Raw genomic sequence first — 24,402 nt, 5'->3', positions numbered from 1 at the left:
ATTATTTTGTTGTATTATTAATTGTGTAATTTAATTTCATATAAAATGCTCTGCCAGGCTTCTGTACTGCGAAATTGTCATAGACCAATCTGTCAAAAGCATTCTTTACATCCAGGCTTATGATAAAATCTTTTTTCGGGAACTGATAACTCACGCCGAAATCGTGAACCTGCTGTGTAGGTACAATGAAATAATCGTAACCGGCTAAGTTTCCACTGACTAAAGCACTGTTGAATGCTTTAACATACCGGTAATTATAAAATAAATTGAATCTGGAGTTTTGTCTGAACCAATCATAAAAGATATACTGCAGGCCGGCATTCATAATGAAAAACGGCTCATTGGGAAGCTGAAGCCCATAATTACCACTACCTTTTTTATTAAACTTTGTGTTGAATTTTGAAACGTTGTAGTTGATCAGTATACTTTTTAAAAATGAATACTGTACGTCAGCATCAAATCCCAGTGACTTCGTAGCCGGATCATTTCTGAAAGGTAAAGCCTGAGTCGCCGTATTGAAATTACCGGTCTCGGGATATCTTACAATTTTATCTCTTGTGTCTCTCAGAAAACCATTAAACCCTACTGAAAACTTATGCTGCCCTGCCCGGTATGGCCCAACTTTAAACCCTAAATTCAAGTTATTACTCGTCTCAGGATTTATACTGAAATTCTGCACGATATTTTCACCGGCTTCACCAAACAATTCGTTTTCTGAGGGAAGCCTTACGGCTTTTTCTGCGGAACCAAGTATGACTATTGATTTATTCAGTAAATACGAGGCTGCTATACCATATCCATTGGTATCGATAGTTCTCTCTTCAAAATTTTCAATACGAACGTTCTGACCACTGATTACTCTTGCTACAGGTTCCATTCTAGCCACCTTCTGATTGTAGTATTTTCCGAAAACTGAGGTTTTGAGTCTGTTATTAAACGCATTGAGCTCGTAGGTAAGTGTAAAATTATTCTTGGTAAGATCCCTGGTTCCCATATAGCTTCTCTGCACGACCGTCCGGATCAGGTCATCATCTACACGGTCAATATTCTGAAACATATGATTTACTATTAACCTGTTTTTTCTGTTCAGATGATAGGTAAATCCGGATCGCACTGAGCCTGTTGTTCTGTGGATCCTCCCTATGGTAGCTTCACCCTGCTGAGCACCGTAAGGGGATTTGACAGGATCACCATACAGGTTTCTCATCATTTGTCCGTCCCAGTTGTAGAGTCCGGAAACGGTATCATTCAATGTTCTGACCCGCTTGCTGTACAGAGCATTAACAGTGACATCCAGATTTTTAAAAATAAAACCCTTCTTATCATAATTGAATGACAGGACATCTGCTTTTGCTTCTGCAAACCGTCCTTTATAGGGTCTTGCCATAAAAAGACCATGTTGAATTTCATTATATGCATCAGAGTGTGTATATCCTATCATCAGTCTGTCTGCCCATTTCACATTGGTAAACCCGAGTTCAACGACGCTGCCTTTCGAATCATAAGCATCATTGAAACGTTTCTCTTTTGTCGGTACGATCATTCCGTTCGGCATTACATTGTTCACTCCTCTTCCCCAAACTTTATAATCATTATCAGAGTGATTATAAAATGCTGAAAGGTTCGCTGTGAAACCTGAATTTCCTCTGTAATTAAAATTAAAATTGCTCTGAATGGTATTAAAAGATCCGTAAGACAGTGATAGCGCGAGATTATTTCTCATTTCTTTTTTAAGGATGATATTAACCGCTCCGCCCAAAGCATCATCTGCGATATATCCGGGTACCACTCCTTTATAAACTTCTATTCTTTCAATCATCGCAGGCGGTATGCTGTTAAGATCAAATGAAGATCCGTACGATGACACAGGAATTCCGTCAATTAAAATCCGTATAGAATTGCCGGACATCCCGTTGATATTAAAACTAAGATCTGAACCCAGACACCATTCTGACGTATCCTTACACCGACCGTCCGGTCAAGTAATTCTACAGTCTGCAGATTCCGTAAGGCCGCATCTTTCGTTTCGATTACGTTAACGGCAAAACCTTTTTTTTCAATTTCCGCCTTTACCGACTTCAGCTTGACCATTTTAACTTCTTCTATATCGCTCAGGGTATTTCTTTGATTTTCTAACGAGATGTTTAACGCTATATCAGCATGAAAAACCTTTATCTCTTTAATTTTCCTAATCTTATTTCTGGTAACAATCAGTTTATAAGATCCGTTTGGAATTTTTTCAAATCTAAAAATTCCTGATCTGTCAGTTTCTAATGTTTTATGCACAGTATTCCCTGATAAAAGTACACGGGCATCCGAAACAGCATTGTTCTCAGAATCCTGAACCGTTCCGCGAACAGTAAACTGTGCGTTTACAAAATTTGTCAGAAGCAACAGAATAATCGTCAGGTAATTTTTTGATCTCACTATGTTTTTTTGTAAAAATAAATATTATTTAGACTAATTAAAAATAAAAAGCCTGAAAAATAAAGTTTATGATAAAAATCACATTCATTAAATAATAGATTTTAATGAATAAAATAAGTATAAATCTGTAAAATAATAACAATATTCTCAAATTGAATCATTTTAAATTTAAATCCTTATCCCTACCTAATAGATAATGTAACATAATTTCAATATGAATGGTTGATGATAATGCAGCTCCCAATAAATCACAGTAACAAGCTTATATACCTTTATTTTATTTTCCTGATTTTATTCAGCCAAAAAATAAAGCCTGTTATTGGAAGGGAAAAACCGATAAAACAGATAATAAAATATAGAATAATACTTTTCAGTCCTAAAATTTCGCCTGTATGCAACGGTTTTGCCAACGATGTAAACTGTTTATTCAGAGGTTTATCCCAGAACAATTCTTTTGACTTACATTCTCCTTTCTGATCAAATGTAATCTGATCCGGCAACATGGCTCCAAGCCAATTTTCAGTATTTATTTTTGTTACGACAAACCTCGGATTATCTTTATTCGGTAATTCAATAGTGGTTACCGCCTTATAGGGGAGAATTTTATCTGCAGAAACTGAAATTTCCTGTATTGAAACTACTTTTTCCCGTACAGCAGATTTTTCCTTCTGACGGTTCAGCATATCATCAAAGATACGGTCAAAAGCATCATCTTCTTTTTTTGCACTGACTGATGAAAGATCCGAAAGAGATTCTCCACCTAAAGAAACAATCAGTGTGTTTTTTACCCAGGGATAAGTAATATACAAACCTGTGACTGCCATAAAAAATAATATCAGAAATGCATAAAAACCCATCGTATTATGAAGATCATAATTGATCCTCTGAAATTTACCACTTAATTTTATTGTAAGAGACTGTTTGAGGTTTTTGATTTTTTTTGGGATCCAAAGTATAAATCCTGAAAAAAGAAGAACGCAGAACATGAGGACAGCAGCACCGTTAATCTGTCTTCCTGTACTGCCCATCATGAGATTTCTGTGCAGATCAAGAATGACTTCAAAAAAGCGGTTCATATTAACATCACCCATTCCTAATTCTTTTCCGGTGTACGGATCAAAATATGCGGAAAAATCCACATCCTGCTGAGAATATGAAACAATATAGTTCCTGTTTTTAGCTGAGGGAATCATGATGCTTTTCAGTTCTTTACCTTTTTTAAAGAGTATTTCCTGAATCTGGCCAGGGGTTTTTCTTGGTTCAGCCTTTTCGCTCACAAATACTTTTTCATGGTTTAGAATATCTGAAAACTGATTTTTAAATGCATAGATACATCCTGATAAACATACGGTAACGATCACCAGTGAAGAGATGAGCCCTAACCATAAATGAAGCAGTCCCATCAAATATTTAAACCGGGATTCATTTTTACGTTTTTTCCGGATCAGTATTTTTTTTAAACGGGTTTTATTTACCATAGCCAACCGAAAAGCATTAAAACAAGTTCTATCCTGTTTTAATGCCTGGTATAAAAATTAGTATGAATGTTACTTTCTTCCTTTAAATTCCTGATCTTTTACAATATCCGTAAATTTTACATATTGTTCCGGAGTAAAAACTTTTTTTAAAGCTTCTTTTCTCTGATGATCAAACTTTTCCCAATATTCTTTTGCAAGGCTATTATTTCCGTGATAGACATCATGTGCATCATTAAATGATTTTTCAAAAGCATCATTAGCAGCGTTCAGCATTGCAAACTGATCTTCTGAAAGCTGAAGACCTGTTTTTATTTTCTCTAAAAGCTGATTATCATACCTGGGTCTTTTTCTCGAGTTTGCATCAACAAATTTGTTAAACTTTTCCATTTGTCCTGCATCAAGGACTGCTGACATCTCATCAGCCTGTTTCGCTCTGAGTTCTTCACCTTTAATTCCTAACGCCACACGATCCATCTTACCTCCCTGTGCTTTTGCCGCTTCAAAATTTTGCGCCGACTGCTTCTGATATCTTGAAATGATCTCATCGTATTTTTTTTCCTGGTCAGGGGTCATGGTTACTTCAGTTTTAAATTTTGAATAATCCGTACCTCTTTTTTTATTCTCCCCTGAACATGAGATAACGAATACTCCCAAAACTAATGCTGCTACTGCTGTTTTAATATTTTTCATAACTGTTAATTGATTTAGAATTTATAATTGATTTGTGCTGAGAAATTTCTTGGCTGGATCTGATCAATAAAGCCCCCCCTGAAATAGGAACTGTATCCTACAGCATCAAAGATATTGTTGAAAAATACCCTGAGCCCCAATCCATTTTTGAATAAATATCCTATCTGAGCATCCACCGTTGTGTACTCCGGCATATCAAAGGGCCTGGTTCCGGGCTGTACACTGTTGATATGTGCTGCAGTAAAGGTTTTTTGAGTCCATTCATCTACCGGTCTTTTTCCTACATAATAAATTCCTGCACCTACATCTAAGCCTCTGATCACTCCTTCATTAAATTTATAATTCAGCCATCCGTTTGCCGTATGCTTCGGAGCATTCATCGGTGCTGAACCATTGACATAGGCAGGACTGTTCTGATACTGGGCATCCAGATATGCCCATCCTGACATGATCTGTAAATTAGGTAAGATTCTTCCGATCAGCTCCACTTCGATTCCTTTTCTTTTAAGATTTCCGGCGAGACCGTAAAGAATATTATTATTCGTATCTCTCACAGGCTGGTAAGCTTCATTCAGGATCTGGAAGGATAAGTTATCCGTATTGATATCAAATAAAGTGACGTTGAATCTGAGTTTTTCATTAAACCAATCTGACTTGATCCCAGCCTCCCACTGTTTTGTATCAGAAGCTCCCACATTTCCTCCGGCCTGAAGAATATTATTGACAGAACGCAATGAAGTTGTCGTGGTATAAGATCCGAAAACATTTACATTTTCAAACGGAGACACGATTAATCCCAATGAAGGGTTCCAGGTGTCAACAACTCTGCTTGCAGAGCCATTGAGCCTGCTGTAGCGTAATCCTAAATGCGCTTTTATGTATTTACCAAATGATAAAACGTCCTGAGCCAAAACTCCGATACTTGGTGTTAAAACTGCGTTTGAGCGTCCTAAATTCTCGTACACTACAGCGACAGGAAGTGTATTTGGGATACTTCCATTTACCACATCAAAAACATCTAAAGGGTTTGCTGCATAATTTGTTCCTCCAATATTTATAGCCCGTGCAGTAATTAAATTCTGTGGAGCGATTGTGTTTTTATAAGCATTATACATAACCGAAGAAGTTTCAGTTTCCCTCCAGTCAAAACCAGCCTGAAAAGTATGACTGATAAATCCGGTTTTCACTTCCTGACCGATAAAGTCTAACTGCAAAACACGGTTAATATCTTCAGACTGAGATTTACCAATGATTCTCTGCCTGATATTATAATCAGTACCTCCTGAAGGCAGGGAAACAGATGAAGCCTCATTATCTGAGTTACTGTTTGAGTTGATGAACGCTGCTCTTATTTTAAACCGTTCAGAAAGCTTCCTTACGATTGTGGTCGCAAAATTAAAAGTCTCTGTCTTTGCATAGTCTGAAGCATATCCTAAAAATTTCCCCTTGGGCATATGATACAATGCCTCGGTATCACCTGTAGCGGCATTGATTGTTCCACGATCCGGAGTTCTGTTGTCATGAAGGTAATCCATCTCCACATGAATATCTGTCCTGTCATCCGGACGATAAGTGACAGACGGATTCACATAGATTCTTTCCCCCTGAACATGGGCTCTGAAGGAATTATTATTCTGATAAGCTCCATTGAACCGAACAGCTACCTTGCCCTGGCTGTCCAAAACTTTTTGAAAATCTACTGTTGGTCTGTAAAAATCCCAGCTCCCATAACGGAAACCAACGTTGGTCTGATCAATAAACTTAGGGCGTTTTGTAACAACATTGATAACTCCACCTGCAGATCCCAGACCATTGCCAATACCCTGACTGACTGCAGCAGAACCTTTGATGACCTGAATACTTTCAACTCCCTGCATATCGGTAATCATACCTGCAGTACGGAAATCTGAATCCAGCTGTACACCATTCTTCAATACAGGAACACCTCTGTAACCTCTTATTGACATACTTTCACTTCCACTACCATAACTTGAAAACAAGGTTACCCCCGGAACATTTTTAGCAACATCTGTAACTGTCAGTCCTCCTAACTGTTCAATTACTTTATGAGAAACTACTGAAATACTTTGTATCTGATCCCTGGTCTTTAAAGGTAATCTTGTAATAGCATCGAGACCTTGAGGCTGTTTTTTACGTTCACCGAAAAGTTCAACTTCCTCTATTGTGCTTTCTTTTTTAATGGTATCTTTTTTCTGTTGGGCACTGGCAAAACTTACACCCAGAGCAACAGAACAGATCACTACCGTTTTTCTCATTATTTAAATTTGAAACAAAAATATTATTTTTATTAATTCTAAATAAATTTAACTCCCTGACAAATGTCATTATTGTTAAATTTTCACAAAAAAAAGTCCCTTTTCTTAAAAAAAGGGACTTTTTACCTAAATACTTTTGTCAATCTAAAGGATACTTTACTGCTTTATCGATTTCTATCGGGTTGTTTTCCCTCATCATGGTTTTTCTCCGTATATCAGACATTGCTTTCAGCTGGTCTAAACTTTTTATCTGAACTCCGGAAACGTAAAATGTACTTTCAGGATCTGTATTTGATTTAAAAGATTCTGCGATATTGTGTAAAGGATCATTATAAAGTTCCAGCTGTTTTAAGGCGATGATTTTTTCATTAACAGGTATTGGTTTTCGCCCTGAAAAACTTTCAAGAAACTTAGCGCCGTACGTTTTCTGAAATTTCATGCTTTTGATAAGCTTAAAAATAAAGTTATTCTTATCGTCTGCAACTTCGAAAATCAATCCCGGCAGACCTCTGAATTTATAGGGTCCTTCACCAAGATTGACCTCTTTGCAGAACCATGCCGTCCAGTCTCTTCCACCGAAAGTTGTTGTTGCTTTCTGTAATGTATACTGTCCCTCAGTTTTGGTCTCATTATAGAGTTTCCAAGTCATTTTATCCGTTGATTTTAAAGAGAAAAAATCATTCAGCATGATCAGTGACCGATTTTCGAAAGAGTTCTTTTTTCTTACAATTGCGGGAAGGTGATCATCCCATACGGTTACATTCTGACCACGGATCATATTCAACGAATCAGTTTCAGCATAATAGTAGGGATAAAACCTGACATCATCAGGATTAATATCAAGAATCATATTGTCTTTGGCAAATGAATTTGCCAGTGAATCTGATTTGTACTGAAACTGATACACAAAACGATGGGTCTGCGCAGATAAGAAAAGAGGAAACAAAACTAAAATGAGCTTTTTCATACTTTTATTTTAATCAAAATTATCAATAATGTCAGACTTCATTTAAACTTAAAACAAAAAAAATCCCTTTTCAATAGAAAAGGGATCTGTATCATCATAATAATTAAATTATCACACTTTAATTTCAACGTCTACACCGCTTGGTAACTCTAATTTCATTAGAGCATCTACGGTTTTAGAAGAAGAAGAGTAGATATCCATCAATCTCTTGTGAGCTGATAACTGAAACTGCTCTCTTGCTTTCTTGTTTACGTGTGGAGATCTCAACACCGTGAAGATTCTCTTATTGGTAGGTAATGGAATAGGTCCGTTTACAACAGCACCAGTAGCCTTTACTGTTTTTACGATTTTCTCAGCAGACTTGTCTACCAAGTTATAATCGTAAGATTTTAGTTTTATTCTGATTCTTTGTGACATTTCTTTGATTTAAAAAATTAACCTTTTGCTTTAGCAATAATATCTTCAGCAACGTTTTGAGGAGTAGCCTGGTACTTCTCTAATTCCATAGAAGAAGTAGCTCTTCCTGATGAAAGTGTTCTTAGAGTAGTAACATATCCGAACATTTCAGATAATGGAACTGAACCTTTGATTACAACGGCACCGTTCTTTTCTTCCTGTCCACTGATCGTACCTCTTCTCTTGTTAAGGTCACCAATGATGTTACCCATATATTCTTCCGGAGTTACAACTTCCAGTTTCATAATGGGCTCCATAATTACCGGCTTAGCAGCACGTCCCGCTTCTTTAAATCCTAATTTAGCAGCCAATTCAAAAGAAAGTGCATCAGAATCCACTGCGTGGAAAGATCCGTCTTTAAGAGTTACTTTAATACCTTCAACTTCGAAACCAGCCAAAGGACCGTTTTTCATTGCAGCTTTAAAGCCTTTTTCAATTGCAGGAACAAATTCTCTAGGAACGTTACCCCCTTTGATCTCATTCACGAATTCCAAACCAATTTTACCTTCGTCAGCTGGTCCTAATTCAAATACGATATCTGCAAATTTACCCTTACCACCAGATTGTTTTTTGTAAACTTCTCTGTGCTGGGCAACTCTTGTAAGATTTTCTTTGTATTCTACCTGAGGCTGACCCTGGTTAACTTCTACTTTGAATTCTCTTCTCATACGATCTACAAGGATGTCAAGGTGAAGTTCACCCATACCTGAGATAATCGTCTGACCGGAAGCTTCGTCAGTTTTAACCTGGAAAGTAGGATCTTCTTCAGCTAATTTAGCCAAAGCATTACCCATTTTATCCTGGTCTGCTTTCGTTTTAGGTTCAACAGCAATACCAATTACCGGATCCGGGAAAACCATCGATTCAAGAACGATCGGGTTTTTCTCATCACACATGGTATCACCTGTTTTGATAGATTTGAAACCTACCGCTGCACCAATATCTCCTGCTTCAATATATTCTACAGGATTTTGCTTGTTAGCGTGCATCTGATAGATTCTTGAGATTCTTTCTTTATCACCTGAACGGGTGTTTAAGATATAAGAACCTGCATCAAGTCTTCCGGAATATGCTCTGAAGAATGCCAGTCTTCCTACGAAAGGATCGGTAGCAATCTTAAATGCCAAAGCTGCGAAAGGCTCATTTACATCTGGTTTTCTTGTAATATCAAGATCTGTTCTTGGGTCAGTACCTTTGATATCATCTTTATCCAATGGAGAAGGCAGGTATTTACATACTGCATCCAACATGAACTGTACTCCTTTATTCTTAAATGAAGAACCACAAGTCATTGGGATAATTGATAAATCAATAGTCGCTTTTCTAAGTGCTTCGTTGATTTCGTCTTCAGAAATAGAATCCGGATCTTCGAAGAATTTCTCCATCAAAGTCTCATCGTAGTCAGCAACAGCTTCTACTAATTTCTCTCTGTATTCAAGAACTTCAGCCTTCATGTCTTCAGGAATCGGCACTACTTCGAAAGTAGCTCCCTGTCCTGCTTCATCCCAAATGATCGCTCTGTTTTTGATTAAGTCAACAACACCTTTGAAATCTTCTTCAGCACCAATTGGCAAAACGATTGGAACTGCATTAGATCCTAACATCGTCTTAACCTGATTTACCACGTTAAGGAAGTCAGCACCCTGTCTGTCCATTTTGTTTACAAATCCCATTCTTGCAACTTTGTAGTTATCAGCAAGTCTCCAGTTTGTTTCAGACTGAGGCTCTACTCCATCTACTGCAGAGAATAAGAATACCAATCCATCCAATACTCTTAAAGATCTGTTTACTTCTACAGTGAAGTCAACGTGTCCCGGTGTATCAATGATGTTGAAGTGGTAAGGCTTACTTTCAGGTAACATTTTACCCTGGTCTGTTGGAAAATTCCAAGAACAAGTTGTCGCAGCAGAAGTAATGGTAATACCTCTTTCCGCTTCCTGCTCCATCCAGTCCATTGTAGAAGCTCCATCGTGAACTTCACCAATCTTATGGTTTACTCCTGTATAGAATAAGATTCTTTCTGTAGTGGTCGTTTTACCGGCATCAATGTGCGCAGCAATACCAATATTTCTTGTAAATTTAAGATCTCTACTCATTTCTAATTAGAATTTAAAGTGTGAGAAAGCCTTGTTAGCTTCCGCCATTTTGTGAGTATCAGATTTTTTCTTGTAAGCAGCACCTTCTTCTCTTGAAGCCGCTACGATTTCATTAGCCAATTTCAAAGCCATAGACTTATCATTTCTTTTTTTAGAATAGCTAATTAACCATTTCATTGCCATAGAAATTTTTCTGTCAGCCCTGATTGGCATAGGAATCTGGAAGTTAGCTCCACCTACTCTTCTGGAACGTACTTCTACGTGAGGCATAACGTTAGTCAATGCATCTTTCCAGATTTCAAGGGAAGTCTTTTCAGTTTCTCCTTTTTTTGCTTCTACCAAATCTAAAGCATCGTAGAATATTTTGAATGCAATAGACTTCTTACCGTCCAGCATCAAGTTGTTTACAAATCTAGTTACCAATTGATCATTAAATGTCGGATCTGGTAACAACGGTCTTTTTTTCGCTTTTGTCTTTCTCATTGTTTCTGTACCTTATTTAATGATTATTTTTTCTTTCCTTTAGCTGGCGCAGCTGCTGCCTGACCTGGTTTTGGTCTCTTAGCTCCATACTTTGATCTTCTCTGCGTTCTTCCGCTGACACCTGCAGTGTCCAATGCTCCTCTTACGATATGATAACGTACTCCCGGTAGGTCTTTCACCCTTCCGCCGCGTACCAATACTATCGAGTGCTCTTGAAGATTATGTCCTTCGCCCGGGATGTAGGCGTTGACTTCTTTACCGTTTGAAAGTCTTACCCTTGCTACTTTTCTAAGCGCAGAGTTAGGTTTCTTAGGAGTGGTAGTATATACTCTCGTACATACACCTCGTCTTTGTGGACAAGAATCAAGGGCAGCCGATTTACTCTTCTTGGTGAGTGCGACTCTTCCTTTTCTTACTAATTGTTGAATAGTAGGCATTTAATTGCTTTTTATTTTAGGGTGCAAAAATACTAATAATTTTTTAATTGACAAGATGTTATGAACAAATAAATATTTTAAATAAAAAAATATGACCCAAAGAATCAGGGAATTATCAGAAAAAAATTGACCGTATGAGCCAATGTTAATTCTGATTAATCACTCCAAATAAAGTTGCGAAGTATATAAAACTTCAGACTTATTCCTGACCGTATCATGTTTAAGCCATTTTATCTTTGGATCAACACTTCCTGCCAGACCTTCCTTAAGCTTTCCTTTCTGCTTATTCGTATGCTCATACTCAAAGGTTTTATGTATCACAGGAATCTCGTACTTCGTCAGCGTCCTTATATTTCCTTCATTATTATAGAGATACTTTTTATTTTTGAATTTCGGCATCTGATACTTAATAATATTTCTGGACGTGAGATAGTACGCAGGATCCTTCAGGCTGTAGACAGTCAGGAAAAAAAGAAAAAAACAGGCAATCCTCCAGATACCCCGGTCATTGTTACTGTATTTAAAATATAATATAAGGAATGAAAAAAACAGGCAAAAATTAGCAGGCGCCAAAAGCCTGATCCCCATTTCCTCAATCTGCTGCACCCAACCTGAAAACAAAAGTGCAAAAGCATACACAACGGAAACCACCCAAAGCAGTACATGAAAATACCTTTGTGGAATATCTTCAGCTTTTTTATAGTATCTGAAGAAAAAAATAAATATAAAAATATCTAAAACTAAAATAACACCCTGAAACAACAGGCTTCCAAAACTATTTGAAGCTGGTTTTATTCCAATAAATGGATTAATCACATTACCTACCCCCAATAGGTCACGTACTATATAAATTAAAGACATTCCGGCTGGCGCCCCTCTAAGCTGTTCCCCTGTGAAACTTCCGAATTCCAGATAATTGAAAAACAGGTATCCTGAAATCCCCAAACCGGACAAAATCAAAAATAAAACAATACCCTTACTGTACATTTCATTTCTGATTTTACTAAATTTCAATACAGAGAAAATGAGGATACCTACATAAATAAAGATCCCAGAATAACGGACTGTAAAAAGACCGACCATCAAGCAGGATGCCCAAATACAATTCTTATATAATTTTTCAGGCTTATTCAACATCTGAAAGAGAAAGTAGATCAGGAAATAAAAAATGAAAATAAATGCAGATTCAGAAACCGCCTGCGTAAATACGTAAAAAAAAGTTTTCCCGGCAAAAAGCAATACCGTTTCTCTAAAAAAGAATTTCTTACTGTACGAAAAAATCAAAATCGTTATAGTAAAGAAAAGGTTGAGAATTTTGTAAGACCAAAAATAATCCGAAAATACCAGATGAAACAGTTTAAGCAATAATGGATAACCCAAAGGAAAAAGATTAGTTTCAGGATATGGCAGATCACCTGAAATCCCAAAATAGGAAAGACTGTCTGAAACGATCCCTCCAAATGAAATAAAAAAAGACTGTAAAAAATAAATAAGAACAGTAATAACTGCGAGTATTTTATATTTTCTCATTACTTTAATAAATAACTAAACATTTATTAATTTCAATATATTTTAAAAATACCAAAGATAAGTATCATCAATCACACAGAGATGAGTTCGGCACAATTTTTCCACCTAATTGAATTCAAAAAATAAACTTTATGAAAAATGCAAACATTATTGGTCTGAAAGAAACAGACTGTGAAAACATCTCAGAAAAACTTAACATTCTTTTAGCCAACTATTCCGTATTTTATCAGAACACGAGAGGCTCTCACTGGAATATTAAAGGAGAACAGTTTTTTACTCTTCATCCAAAATTTGAAGAATTATACAACAGTCTGGTTTTAAAAATTGATGAGATAGCAGAGAGAATATTAACCTTGGGAGCAACTCCAGGACACAACTATTCAGATTATCTTCAACTTTCTACGATAAAGGAAAGCAAGGAAGTAAGCGATGGCAACAAAAGTGTTGAAATCATATTGGAATCCTTCAAAGTGGTGATCGATTTACAGAGAGAATTATTAGACATTACCGATGAAGCTGGCGATGAAGGCACCAATTCTCAAATGAGTGATTACATTACCGAGCAGGAAAAAGAAGTATGGATGTACAATTCATATTTAGGAAAATAAAAGATAAAAATCATTTCACTGATTGAAAAATCGCCCCTGAAAAAGGCGATTTTTTTATTTATTTTATTAAATTTAATTAAAATTAAAATATGTCCGAAATACGACTCAATTCAATACTTGACAATGATTTTTATAAGATTACGATGCAGAATGCTGTGGTGAAACTTTTTCCCAGCCAGATTGTCAAATACGAATTTATCAATCGTGGGAAGCATCACTTTCCGGAAGGTTTTGATGCTGCCCTGAAGACGATTGTTAACAAAATGGCAGAACTTAAACTTACTAAAGAAGAAAAAAAATTCCTGGCAAAAACGTGTCCATACTTAAATTTACCTTATTTAGATTTTTTGGAAGGTTATCACTATGATCCCTCCGAAGTGAAAATCGTACAGACCGGAAATGATCTGAGTGTAATTGTAGAAGGACTCTGGTACAGAACAATTCTTTGGGAAGTCCCGCTTTTGGCGCTGATCAGCGAGCTTCATTACGAGATGAATCACATGGAAAGAGACTCCAATGATGTGGTGATGAGCAAAACTTTAGAAAAAGCGGATTCATTAAATAAATTAGCCGTTAATTTCGCAGAATTCGGAACCAGGAGAAGGCATTCTTATAAGGTTCAGAACCTCGTTATGGAAGCCCTAACTCAGAAAAAGGAATCAACATTTATAGGCAGTTCCAACGTTCATTTTGCAATGAAGTACAATGTAAAACCCATCGGAACGCATGCTCACGAATGGTTTATGTTTCACGGTGCAGAGTTTGGTTTTAAAATGGCTAATGAACTGGCATTAGAACATTGGGTTGATGTGTATCGTGGTGATCTGGGCGTTGCATTATCAGACACTTATACAACTGACGTTTTCTTTCAGCAGTTTGATAAAAAGTTTGCCAAACTTTTTGATGGCGTACGACATGACAGCGGAGACCCTTTTGAGTTTGCCGATAAAACAATAGCCCATTACAGAAGCAATGGAATCAATCCTTTATTCAAATATATTATTTTTTCCGATGCTTTAAATCTTGAAAAGGTTGAAGAAATCACCAATTACTGTAAAGGTAAAATAGGCGTCTCTTTCGGTATCGGAACCAATCTGACGAATGATGTTGGTCTGAAGCCTATGAATATTGTCATGAAATTGATAGGGGTCCAGGCTCTGAACAAAGAATGGATCCCTACCGTAAAATTATCTGACGAGCATGGTAAATACACCGGAGACCCAAAAATGATCGAACTGGCGAAAGAATTTTTGAGAATCAATGATTAAGTACTTTTAAAATCATGAAAAATTTATTTGTACTTAGTATTTTTTTTCTCTTTGACCTCTTGTTTTGTATATACAAGGGGTGAAGACGGAAAACCAGGAAAAGACGGAGATTCTAATAATCAGAAAACCACTTACAGTCAAAAATCAGCAGATTCTTTAAGAGCATACAAAACGGAATAGAAGCCTGCAAGGTCGTCATGCTTACGACAAGTACAGCACAAATTGATGAGAAAGAGTTTATTATACTCCGAAAAAAATTTCCTGACAATTATGAGATCCCAAATTACTTTCTTCAGCTTTAGCCAAAGAATTAAGAAATACAAAAGCAATGATCTCGTAAAAAATATCGAGATTTCAGAACACACAAAAACTAATTAATTTCAAAAGTTAATTTTATCTCATCTAAAACTGAAAAAAAACGGATAGCAGTCACATCTATTTGACAATACTCATCACCTTAAACCTCATAGGTTTTGAAAACCTATGAGGTTTAGATTGTTAAAAGAAAAGTTTTTTAAGAATTCTTTCTTTTGTAATTTTGAAAAATGGAAGTTTTATATCTCATACTCGGAGTAATTTTAGGCTTTGTTTTAGCTTATTTTTTAGTCAAATCAAATTCTGTTTCTAGAAAAGAATTTGATGAACTCAACAGCTCGAAAATTCAAAATCAGGTAAATCTTGATCATTTAAATCTTAAAATTCAAGATTCAGAACAAATTATTAAAAGCGAAAAGGAAAATAATCTTCAACAATCAGATCTTTTAAATGATCTCAAAGCAGAATTTGCTAAAGTCTCTGCAGAAAACACTTTTTTGAAAGCTCAGAAAGAAGAAACAAAAAGAATTCAGGAAGAAGGAAAACTCCATTTTGAAAATTTAGCCAATAAAATTTTAGAAGAAAAAACGGAAAAGTTTACCACGCTCAATCAAAACAACCTTAAAAACATTCTTGATCCTTTCCAGGAAAGGATCACAGACCTTAAAAACAAAGTAAATGAAGTGTATGAAAAAGAAAATAAAGAACGCTTCTCTTTAGGTGAAAAGGTAAAGGAACTCGCCCTTCTCAATCAGCAGATATCCGAAGATGCTAAAAAATTAACACGCGCTCTGAAAGGCGAAAGCAAAACACAGGGAAACTGGGGCGAAATGATTCTGGAAAGCATCCTGGAAAAATCCGGCCTGGTCAAAGGAAGGGAGTATTTTCTTGAGCATGAACTCAAAGATGAAGACAACAAAGCACTGTTTTCAGAATTTTCAGGCAAGAAAATGCGTCCTGATGCCGTTGTAAAATACCCTGATGAAAGAAATGTGATTATTGATTCTAAAGTTTCCCTGACCGCTTTCACAGAACTGGTAGATGAGACAGATAGCGACATTTACAAGATCAGGCTCAACCAACATCTGTCATCGATTAAAACACACATCAGCCAACTGAGTCAGAAAGCTTATGATGATTATGGGAAATCCCTGGATTTTGTCATGATGTTTATTCCGAGCGAGCCGGCATACATTGCTGCCATGCAGACGGATCAGAACCTCTGGAATTTCGCATATGAAAAAAGGATTTTATTGTTAAACCCAAGCAACCTGATCACTTCTCTCAAACTGATCGCTGACCTTTGGAAAAGAGAATATCAGAATCGGAATTCCATGGAAATTGCGGAGCGCGGAGCAAAACTGTATGACAAATTTGCAGGCTTTATTGAAAACCTGGAGAAAGTAGGTAAAAACATAGACCAGGCAAAGAATGTTTATAATGATGCCTTCAAACAACTTTCAACAGGCAATGACAACCTGATCTCACAAACGCAGAAACTGAAATCTTTAGGAATAAAAAATAAAAAGGAAATTCCACAAAGTCTGATTAATGACCTTAATGATCATTGATAAATGATTTAGAAAAATTAATTTTGCAGTCACTATCATTTTATCCACATCTATCATGATTATCGAAAGTTTTCAGAACGAGAAAATTAAAAATATTACCAAACTCTTATCAGACAACCGCTTCAGAAAAAAATCCGGTGTTTTTCCTGTCGAAGGACAACAGGAAAATGAGAGAGCCCAAAAATACCATTTTGAAGCTGAAGAATTTTTCATTTGTGAGAAGATCTATAAAGGAGCACTTCCGAAAGAAAAAATCCATTACGTTTCTGAAAAGGTATATGAAAAAATAGCGTACCGGGGAAGTTCGGAAGGAATTATCGGCATCTATAAAACAAAGGAATCTGATTTAAACAGTTTTATACCTAAGGAAGATTCTACGGTAATTATTGTGGAGGGCATAGAAAAACCTGGGAATCTGGGCGCTATATTACGAAGTTGTGAAGCTTTTGGAATTGATGCACTGATTATTGCAGATGCAAAAGCCGATTTTTACAATCCTAATGTAATCCGATCAAGCGTTGGATGTTTGTTTGGGATGAAAGTTTTTCAGTCAGAAAATGTTGAAACCTTTCAATTTCTTCAAAAGAATAAGTTCAATATTTACACAACCATTATGGATGAAACTTCTGAAGATCTGTACAGAAGAGATTTCACAGAAAGATCGGCTGTACTTTTTGGGACCGAACATTCAGGATTGACTGATTTCTGGTCAGGAAAAGGAGACAATACATTAATTCCGATGACAGGAAGTATTGATTCTCTCAACCTGAGCAATGCCGTCGCAATTGCGTGCTACGAAGCTTTAAGACAGAAAAAAAATTGAGCAAATAATTTTCTTTGCTATGAACAAAGCATAAAAAAACCGTCTCGCTGAGCGAAACGGTTCTTTTATTTTAGCATTGACTAAAATTATTTCTTAACTGCAGCTTTAGCTGAGTCAGACTTAACTTCAACGCTATCTTTCTTAGCATCAGCAGCTACTTTAGTAGAATCGATAGTAGCGTTAGCTGTAGAATCGATTGCAGTTTGAGCAGAATCAGCGTTAGTTTCGATTGAATCAGAAGTAGAAGTTGTAGCTTCACCTTTTTTACAAGCAACTAAAGAGATTGCAGCGATAGCAGCTACGAATAATGACTTTTTCATAATAAATTAAATTTAATTTGTTAATATTGTTTTTAAATCTTTTTCTCTGTTCGGTTATTTGAACAAGACAAAGGTATAGCAGATAGAAAATTTGTTTATGAAAAATAATTGTAATACCTTTGTAAAACAGTTTTACAAATAAATAACACTGATAATCAATACATTAATATTATATTAAAAAATTGACTGATTTAGATTTACTCCACTTTGAGCAGCTAAAAAAAGATGTGCAGGCTCAATATCTGAAAGAATATACTCCCTCCTATGATGATATATCAAAATGGAAGGGAATTGATATTATTTATTTTCAGGAAGATCTCCGAAAAAAGGCCAAAGGCAATATCAGCGAAAAGTCTTTTTACACTTATTTTAAAAATTCTCCGGTCACAAAACTGCCCCGCATAGATATGCTCACTTTATTGAGTGTTTATGCAGGTTACACGTCCTGGTTTGACTTTAAAAAACAGCATCTTTTTGCAGGTGAACTTCTTTCAGATGAAAAGGAACTCACTGATAATGACAGGCAGGAATTGGAAAAAACTATTTCGAGTGCATTAAATTTACCAAAAACTGCTAATCCGGTTGAAAAAACATTTTCAGAACCATTAGAAAACACTGATTTACAAAAAAACGGTTCTGATAATCAAACAATTGAACAAAAATCAGTTTCTGAAACAATTTCCGTAGATACTCAGATTAAAAACAGTAAAAAGAACTATCAGAGAGCCGCCTGGATTGCCGCAACCTTTGTCTTTGTGGTTCTTTTAGGCTTATTGGGATTTAAAGATGAAATATTTGATCAAACCTACACCTACTGCTTCACCGATGCCGACAGGAATCAAAAAGTTCAGAGTACGATTGAAATCAAAGTTCTGAAGCAGAATGAATCTCCTCTTTTTTACAGAATCAAGCCCGGTGAATGTTTTTACTATCAGACAAAAGACAAAAACATCAAGATGCAGATCAGTTCCACAATGTATGAAAATCTGGAGGTCAACCGTAATCTGGAAAATGCACCTGAAGAAGAAACCATTGAACTGAAACCGGATGATTATAAAATGGCCGTATATTATTTCTCTACCAAGGACGTCAACGGTATCAATCCGGAAGAACAGTTTAATCTGATCAGACAGAAAAGAAAACAGCTTGAAAATCTGATCAGCAATGATGCAGTGATCACTCAGGTGTACGACAGCAGTATTTACGGACTGGAGTCCCTGGATAAACAGGATTACATCACCCTGGTTACCACACCTACGACATCACTGAAAAATCTTAATGTCATTGAAATGAAAAAAAACATAAAAGGAAAAATTATCTCTATCAAATTTAAAATCTCAACCAATGAAAACAATCAGTAAAAGCTTATTTTTTTCACTTCTGATAATAGCCGCTGTTCTATCCTGTGTTAAAAAAGAGGAAAATCCGATAAGCGATCTTGATAAATTAAGAAACACCAACAACAGAACGGTTCAAATGGATAGTACACAGGCAATTAATGCTATCACACTACAGAAAGTACAGGAAGTTCTTGATCTCTCTACACTTTATCTCTCTGGTGAAAAAAATACAGAAATCGATACCGCAATATATTCTAAAATTGAAAAATATTTTCAGAAGCCTGACAGCTTAACCTTCAATGTGCTTTTTAAAGAACTTGAAAGTCTACAGGTGAAAAAAGTAAAGGTCAACAACATCAATATCTATCAGGAAGTCCTTCATAAAGACACCGTAGATCTTGCTAAATTCGATGTGGAGTATTTTGATGGAAAGAACAGGTCAATTGGCAAATTTGAAAAAAATGCACAATACACTTTAGTATCAAAACCGGAAAAATTTAAAAATGAGTTCAAATTTTACTTTGTGAACTTCTATCAGCAACCTTTAAAAAAAGACAGTACCGCTGTAGGAGTAACTAAATAATCTAAAGGAATATCATTTCCCCAAAGATCATCTATTGCCTCATCGGGATTAAAATAATTGATTCCGATTTTCTTTGAATCTGCAGAAACTTTTTCAAAAAAGGCATCGTAGAAACCTTTTCCGTAACCTACCCTATTTCCATTCCTGTCACAATATAAAAGTGGCGTAATAATAAAATCGAAGTCACTGATCCCAGAATCTATATCTGAAGCAGGCTCAGCTATCCCCCAATTATTTGTTTCAAATTCTGTTTCGGTGAAAATCTCAACTGAAATCAATTGATTATCAACAATTTTAGGAACGAAAACACGGATATTATTCTTCAGAAAAAATTTGATGAAAACTTCAGTTTTGATTTCATTAAACTTTTTAATGGGCATAAAAATATGTATTTTATGACCGGCTAAAGGTTTGAAACCAGTGATAAAGTTTTCAAAAATATTTTCAGACAATGATAAAACCTCATCACAAGACAAGGTTTTTCTTTTATTTAAATATAAATTTCTTAGTTCTGATTTTGTCATTTCTATATTGCTGATGCTATTAGGATTAAAAAATACAGAAGCTTTATTTTTCCTGAAACGGATCAACTATTCTCTGCATCTTAATTAAGATTCTGTAATCTTATAAAGCTTATCAGAAAGACGGACTCTGAAAGGAACTTCAAAAGTAACCTGATCGCCTGCCTGTGCTGCTTCGCAAGGGCCTCCATCAACAAAAATTTCAGTAATTTTAAATTCCTGCTCGCCTGTTGTAGGGCCTGAAATAAGCACCTTATCCCCCACGGACAGTTGTTTGTTTTCAATTAGAAACTGCGCAATCTTAGATTTTGTATAATAATGCTCTGCGTTTCCGATCAACACTTTTTTTAGGGATATTTTCTGACGGATATTTTTCGAAACTGCTTTTGCAAGAGGTTTATCCGGTAGATCACCGGAGTTTTTAAATGTAAGTGCATCCGATTTTCCTTTTCTGAACACTTTATTTCCGACCTGTTTTCCACGTCTTAATTTCACCTGCTCAGACTGAGGCAAATGGGTAATTTCAAGACATTCTGTAGAACAGCAGTTTTCCATAACTTCTTTGCAGTCGTCACACTGGATAAAAAGAAGATGGCAGGCATCATTTGAGCAATTGGTATGGTTATCACAGGGCTTACCACATTGATGACACTGTGAAATAATATCATCTGTAATTCTTTCACCTAACCGATGATCAAATACAAAATTCTTACCGATGAATTTACTTTCTATATTTTCTTCTTTGATCTGACGGGTATATTCAATAATACCACCTTCCAGTTGGAAAACGTTTTTAAAGCCCTGGTGCTTAAAGTAGGCACTTGCTTTTTCACAGCGAATTCCACCTGTACAGTACATCAATAGATTTTTGTCTTCTTTAAAATCCTGTAACTGTTCATTGATAATAGGCAAACTCTCTCTGAAAGTTTCTACATCCGGAGTGATTGCCCCTTCAAAATGACCTACTTCGCTCTCATAGTGATTTCTGAAATCCACAACAATAGTATTGGGATCTTCCAGCAAATTATTGAACTCTTGTGCCTTTAAGTGAATACCTTTATTGGTTACATCAAAAGTTTCATCATTCAGACCGTCAGCAACAATTTTGTTCCGTACCTTGATGGTCAGTTTTAAGAAAGAATGATCATCCTGTTCGACAGCGACATTCAACCGGATTCCTTTCATAAAGTCATAAGATTCCAATGTATTGCGAAAAGCCTCCAACTGATCTGCAGGAATACTCATCTGAGCATTAATTCCCTCATGAGCAACATAAATACGCCCTAATGCATCAAGAGCATTCCATGCTATAAATAATTCGTCGCGAAATTTTTGGGGATCTGAAAGATTGGCATACGCATAGAAAGACAAAGTAAGTCGCTGCTTACCGGCTTCATCAATAAGCTGAGCTCTTTCTTCTGCGCTTAAGGTGTTATACAGTTGCATGCTATAAACGTTTTTAAGTGAGAAAAATATTTGTGCAAAGATAAGAATTTTCAATTATACGGATAAGACAAAATTCCCTACTACAATTAAGGTAAAAATGGCAGTGTGTTTTTAATTTAATCTTAAGCTTTGTTAATAAATTTTCTAACAATTATGATTTTACGGATAAATTGGCACCTCAGTCGTTAAATTTTAGTTAAAACAGTAACACAGCATAGTAATTGCATACTTATTAAGCATTAAATTTACATTCAGTAATGCAAATAATTTTAAAAAAAGAAGATATACAATGAAGAGTACTTTAAAAAAACTTTTACCATTTGCTGTCGTAGGGGTTATCTCAGGAGCTACTACCGTTGGCGTACAACAATATTTTGGTCATGATTCTAACAGTTCGGACCAATCTTATTTTACAAAGTCGAGCAATACATCATTTGTAGGCATGAATACTGCAGCAGTTGGCGATGACTTTGTGCAGGCAGCAAAAACAACTGTTCCGGCTGTAGTCACAATTAAGAATTATCAGAACAGGACTTCCAGCAGAGCCTCCGAACAGGATTTATTAGATTATTTTTTTGGTGATCCCTTTGGAGGTCGTGGGCAGCAAAAACAAAAGCAACAACAGCAAGCTCCTGAAAATATGCCTTCAGGAATGGGATCGGGAGTAATCATTTCTGCAGACGGATATATTATCTCTAACAATCACGTTGTGGCGGGAGCAAATAAGCTTGAAGTTGTGTTAAGTAACAAAAAATCCTATATCGCAACTTTAGTAGGAACAGATCCAAATACAGATATTTCTTTGCTGAAGATTGAAGAAAAAGGTCTTCCGTTCCTGAATTTTGCAAACTCAGATAATATTGAAGTAGGACAATGGGTTCTCGCTGTAGGTAATCCACTGGGGCTTAATTCAACTGTTACTGCAGGTATTGTATCCGCTAAAGGAAGAGGAATCGGTATTCTGAGCGGACAGGGTAAGGCGACTAATCCTATTGAAAGTTTTATTCAGACCGATGCTGCCATCAATCCTGGAAATTCAGGCGGAGCATTGGTTAACGTAAACGGCGATCTGATTGGAATTAATTCGGCAATTTCTTCAACGACAGGTTATTATCAGGGCTATGGTTTTGCGGTTCCCGCAAACTTAGCAAGAAAAGTCATTGAGGATATCAAAAAATTCGGAATTGTACAGAGAGGTTTCCTAGGGGTAAATTCTTTAGATCTTTCGAATGACCAGCAGATAGCCCTTTATAACAGAGATAAAAAAACAAATATCAAAGTTGGATCCGGAGTATATATTACAGGGTTCTCTGAAAGAAGTGGTGCCGAAGATGCAGGACTGAAATCCGGAGATATCATAACAAAAGTTGATGAGGCTGTAATTACTGACTTTGCAGATCTTTCTGTTTCAGTCGGAAGCAAACGTCCTGGTGACAAAGTACAGGTCACTTATCTCAGAAACGGTAAAGAGGCAACAACAACGGTGACGCTAAGAGACCAAAAAGGAGGAACTGCTTCAAGATCAAAAGCAGATCTGAGCGTAACTGAAAAAATCGGAGCTGAATTTGATCCTTTAAATGACAGGTTTAAGACCGAATACGGACTGAACAGTGGTGTTGTAACCAAGAATGTCTCTGAAGGTGGCGAGATGGCTAAAATAGGGATTGTAGATCAATATATTGTCATCGAAATTAATGGTAAGCCTGTCAACTCACAAAGTGATGTAGAGAAGCTGCTCAATGGCTACAAAGGAAATGTACAGGTAAAGTTTGTAGATAACTTCGGAAGAATATATACAAAAGGATTCAAAATGCCTTAACAGAGTTTATAGAATAAAAAATGCTGCAGTTTGATTACTGCAGCATTTTTTATTTTGATCTATCGCTTATTTAATTTGTCAGTTCTCATCTTTTTCTTTTTCCTTTCATAAATAACTTCTACAATCTTCCCCCCCATCCATGCAAACGGGAAAAAGATCAGGAAAATAGATATTTTATAAAAAGTTGGGTGATAAGGATAAATGATGATATCAAGCATTGCAATAAAAAGCATGATAAAACCAATTAATATGGCGTATGCTACTTTCGCATATTTAACAATAATTGCTGTAGCAACCCCTCCTACCGTACTTCCCAATCCCGAAATAAAAAGAAGAAAACCGAAGAATGCATCGTCATGTCTCATGCTTTCCAAAAATCTTTGCCAGTGTTCGAAAGGTGCAAAAGCTTCAAAAGTCACCCATTTAGGGAAAGCTCTTATGCCTAACGTGATAATAAGCCCTGCAATGACAAGACCTACTAAAACTGCAAATGTATTTCTGATAAAGCTCATTAATCCTGATGTGCAATCATAGAAATTTCGATATCAACATTTTTGGGCAGGCACGAAACCTGTACTGTTTCTCTGGCAGGATAGCTTTCTGCATCAAGGTAGGAAGCATAAATATCATTCATCACTGCAAAGTCATCCATGCTTTTAAGGAATATACTTGCCTTTACTACATTTTTAAAAGTCATACCGGCCTCTGTAAGAACAGCTTCAAGATTTTTCATCACCTGATGGGTTTCTTTTTCGATTCCTTCAACCAATTTACCAGTCGCAGGATCAACCGGAATCTGTCCTGATATGTATAAAACTCCATTTGCCAAATTAGCCTGTGAGTAAGGCCCGATAGCTGCCGGAGCATTTACCGTAGATATTATTTTTTTCATAAGTAGATATATTATTTTATTATGTATATCGCACTATAATCACTATAAGTGAAAAT

The 24,402-nt window shown here is 36.1% G+C and carries 24 protein-coding genes; 8 read left to right on the top strand and 16 right to left on the bottom strand.

The genetic code is table 11. The features are described from left to right. Window position 1: 1 nt before the first annotated feature. From AC2A07_RS14730 to AC2A07_RS14680, 11 genes are all read right to left on the bottom strand, one after another. The gene (locus AC2A07_RS14730; protein ID WP_484051042.1) at window positions 2-1,909 is read right to left on the bottom strand and encodes a TonB-dependent receptor; all 1,908 of its coding nucleotides are present in this window, start codon (window positions 1,907-1,909) and stop codon (window positions 2-4) included. After that, window positions 1,882-2,427, bottom strand: coding sequence for a carboxypeptidase-like regulatory domain-containing protein (locus AC2A07_RS14725; RefSeq protein ID WP_484051041.1), 546 nt, complete (start codon window positions 2,425-2,427; stop codon window positions 1,882-1,884). The genes AC2A07_RS14730 and AC2A07_RS14725 overlap by 28 nt, the downstream gene beginning before the upstream one ends. A gap of 272 nt (window positions 2,428-2,699) precedes the next feature. Further along, window positions 2,700-3,830 (bottom strand): PepSY-associated TM helix domain-containing protein, encoded by a 1,131-nt coding sequence (locus AC2A07_RS14720; RefSeq protein ID WP_484051040.1) that lies wholly within the window; start codon window positions 3,828-3,830, stop codon window positions 2,700-2,702. 144 nt (window positions 3,831-3,974) lie between these two features. Next, complete coding sequence (locus AC2A07_RS14715; RefSeq protein ID WP_484051039.1) at window positions 3,975-4,595, bottom strand: hypothetical protein; 621 nt, start codon at window positions 4,593-4,595, stop codon at window positions 3,975-3,977. A 14-nt stretch (window positions 4,596-4,609) separates the two neighbouring features. Next, window positions 4,610-6,871 (bottom strand): TonB-dependent siderophore receptor, encoded by a 2,262-nt coding sequence (locus AC2A07_RS14710; protein WP_484051038.1) that lies wholly within the window; start codon window positions 6,869-6,871, stop codon window positions 4,610-4,612. A gap of 139 nt (window positions 6,872-7,010) precedes the next feature. Then, window positions 7,011-7,838, bottom strand: coding sequence for a GLPGLI family protein (locus AC2A07_RS14705; protein WP_484051037.1), 828 nt, complete (start codon window positions 7,836-7,838; stop codon window positions 7,011-7,013). 111 nt (window positions 7,839-7,949) lie between these two features. Further along, entirely contained in the window at window positions 7,950-8,255 is a 306-nt protein-coding gene (gene rpsJ, locus AC2A07_RS14700) for a 30S ribosomal protein S10 (protein WP_002661363.1), read from the bottom strand. 17 nt (window positions 8,256-8,272) lie between these two features. After that, window positions 8,273-10,390, bottom strand: a complete 2,118-nt coding sequence (gene fusA, locus AC2A07_RS14695; protein ID WP_314493573.1) for an elongation factor G — start codon at window positions 10,388-10,390, stop codon at window positions 8,273-8,275. Between the two features lie 6 nt (window positions 10,391-10,396). Next, window positions 10,397-10,873, bottom strand: coding sequence for a 30S ribosomal protein S7 (gene rpsG / locus AC2A07_RS14690; RefSeq protein WP_314493575.1), 477 nt, complete (start codon window positions 10,871-10,873; stop codon window positions 10,397-10,399). Between the two features lie 23 nt (window positions 10,874-10,896). Further along, window positions 10,897-11,310 carry a 30S ribosomal protein S12 gene (gene rpsL, locus AC2A07_RS14685; protein WP_027383325.1) on the bottom strand — a complete coding sequence of 138 codons (414 nt, stop codon included), beginning with the start codon at window positions 11,308-11,310 and terminating at the stop codon, window positions 10,897-10,899. Between the two features lie 159 nt (window positions 11,311-11,469). Beyond that, complete coding sequence (locus AC2A07_RS14680) at window positions 11,470-12,840, bottom strand: hypothetical protein (RefSeq protein ID WP_484051036.1); 1,371 nt, start codon at window positions 12,838-12,840, stop codon at window positions 11,470-11,472. Between the two features lie 131 nt (window positions 12,841-12,971). Between AC2A07_RS14680 and AC2A07_RS14675 the strand changes: the two genes are divergently transcribed. The 5 genes from AC2A07_RS14675 (at window position 12,972) to AC2A07_RS14655 (ending at window position 17,425) form a co-directional block, all read left to right on the top strand. Next, a complete protein-coding gene (locus AC2A07_RS14675; protein ID WP_314493580.1) occupies window positions 12,972-13,448 on the top strand; it encodes a ferritin-like domain-containing protein in 477 nt (158 codons plus the stop codon). Window positions 13,449-13,537: 89 nt separating this feature from the next. Further along, complete coding sequence (pncB, locus tag AC2A07_RS14670) at window positions 13,538-14,716, top strand: nicotinate phosphoribosyltransferase (protein ID WP_484051035.1); 1,179 nt, start codon at window positions 13,538-13,540, stop codon at window positions 14,714-14,716. 27 nt (window positions 14,717-14,743) lie between these two features. Then, complete coding sequence (locus tag AC2A07_RS14665) at window positions 14,744-14,896, top strand: hypothetical protein (RefSeq protein ID WP_484051034.1); 153 nt, start codon at window positions 14,744-14,746, stop codon at window positions 14,894-14,896. A gap of 365 nt (window positions 14,897-15,261) precedes the next feature. Beyond that, window positions 15,262-16,602, top strand: a complete 1,341-nt coding sequence (locus tag AC2A07_RS14660) for a DNA recombination protein RmuC (protein WP_484051033.1) — start codon at window positions 15,262-15,264, stop codon at window positions 16,600-16,602. A 55-nt stretch (window positions 16,603-16,657) separates the two neighbouring features. Then, window positions 16,658-17,425, top strand: a complete 768-nt coding sequence (locus AC2A07_RS14655; RefSeq protein ID WP_314493586.1) for a TrmH family RNA methyltransferase — start codon at window positions 16,658-16,660, stop codon at window positions 17,423-17,425. Window positions 17,426-17,511: 86 nt separating this feature from the next. On the opposite strand, the gene AC2A07_RS14650 is transcribed toward AC2A07_RS14655, so the two are convergent. Beyond that, window positions 17,512-17,745 (bottom strand): hypothetical protein, encoded by a 234-nt coding sequence (locus AC2A07_RS14650; protein ID WP_314493588.1) that lies wholly within the window; start codon window positions 17,743-17,745, stop codon window positions 17,512-17,514. 182 nt (window positions 17,746-17,927) lie between these two features. On the opposite strand from AC2A07_RS14650, the gene AC2A07_RS14645 reads away from it, so the two are divergent. Together AC2A07_RS14645 and AC2A07_RS14640 are read left to right on the top strand one after the other, a co-directional pair. Beyond that, the gene (locus AC2A07_RS14645; protein WP_484051032.1) at window positions 17,928-19,106 is read left to right on the top strand and encodes a hypothetical protein; all 1,179 of its coding nucleotides are present in this window, start codon (window positions 17,928-17,930) and stop codon (window positions 19,104-19,106) included. Further along, window positions 19,090-19,668 carry a hypothetical protein gene (locus AC2A07_RS14640; RefSeq protein WP_314493593.1) on the top strand — a complete coding sequence of 193 codons (579 nt, stop codon included), beginning with the start codon at window positions 19,090-19,092 and terminating at the stop codon, window positions 19,666-19,668. Before AC2A07_RS14645 ends, AC2A07_RS14640 begins: the two co-directional genes overlap by 17 nt. Here the strand turns inward: AC2A07_RS14640 and AC2A07_RS14635 are convergent. Both AC2A07_RS14635 and trhO read right to left on the bottom strand, forming a co-directional pair. Continuing rightward, the gene (locus AC2A07_RS14635; RefSeq protein WP_484051031.1) at window positions 19,620-20,192 is read right to left on the bottom strand and encodes a 5-formyltetrahydrofolate cyclo-ligase; all 573 of its coding nucleotides are present in this window, start codon (window positions 20,190-20,192) and stop codon (window positions 19,620-19,622) included. The two genes, AC2A07_RS14640 and AC2A07_RS14635, sit on opposite strands and share 49 nt — an antisense overlap. 84 nt (window positions 20,193-20,276) lie before the next feature. Next, a complete protein-coding gene (trhO, locus tag AC2A07_RS14630) occupies window positions 20,277-21,635 on the bottom strand; it encodes an oxygen-dependent tRNA uridine(34) hydroxylase TrhO (protein WP_484051030.1) in 1,359 nt (452 codons plus the stop codon). A gap of 289 nt (window positions 21,636-21,924) precedes the next feature. Between trhO and AC2A07_RS14625 the strand changes: the two genes are divergently transcribed. Then, complete coding sequence (locus tag AC2A07_RS14625; protein ID WP_484051029.1) at window positions 21,925-23,454, top strand: trypsin-like peptidase domain-containing protein; 1,530 nt, start codon at window positions 21,925-21,927, stop codon at window positions 23,452-23,454. 59 nt (window positions 23,455-23,513) lie between these two features. On the opposite strand, the gene AC2A07_RS14620 is transcribed toward AC2A07_RS14625, so the two are convergent. After that, window positions 23,514-23,966 carry a hypothetical protein gene (locus AC2A07_RS14620; protein WP_314493600.1) on the bottom strand — a complete coding sequence of 151 codons (453 nt, stop codon included), beginning with the start codon at window positions 23,964-23,966 and terminating at the stop codon, window positions 23,514-23,516. Further along, on the bottom strand, window positions 23,966-24,346 hold the full coding sequence (locus tag AC2A07_RS14615; protein WP_047442286.1) for a RidA family protein: 381 nt from the start codon (window positions 24,344-24,346) through the stop codon (window positions 23,966-23,968). The genes AC2A07_RS14620 and AC2A07_RS14615 overlap by 1 nt, the downstream gene beginning before the upstream one ends. Between the last annotated feature and the right edge of the window lie 56 nt (window positions 24,347-24,402).

Source organism: Chryseobacterium sp. HNCC26DJ238, assembly GCF_057180465.1.
This window is presented reverse-complemented; position numbering and strand designations above follow the sequence as displayed.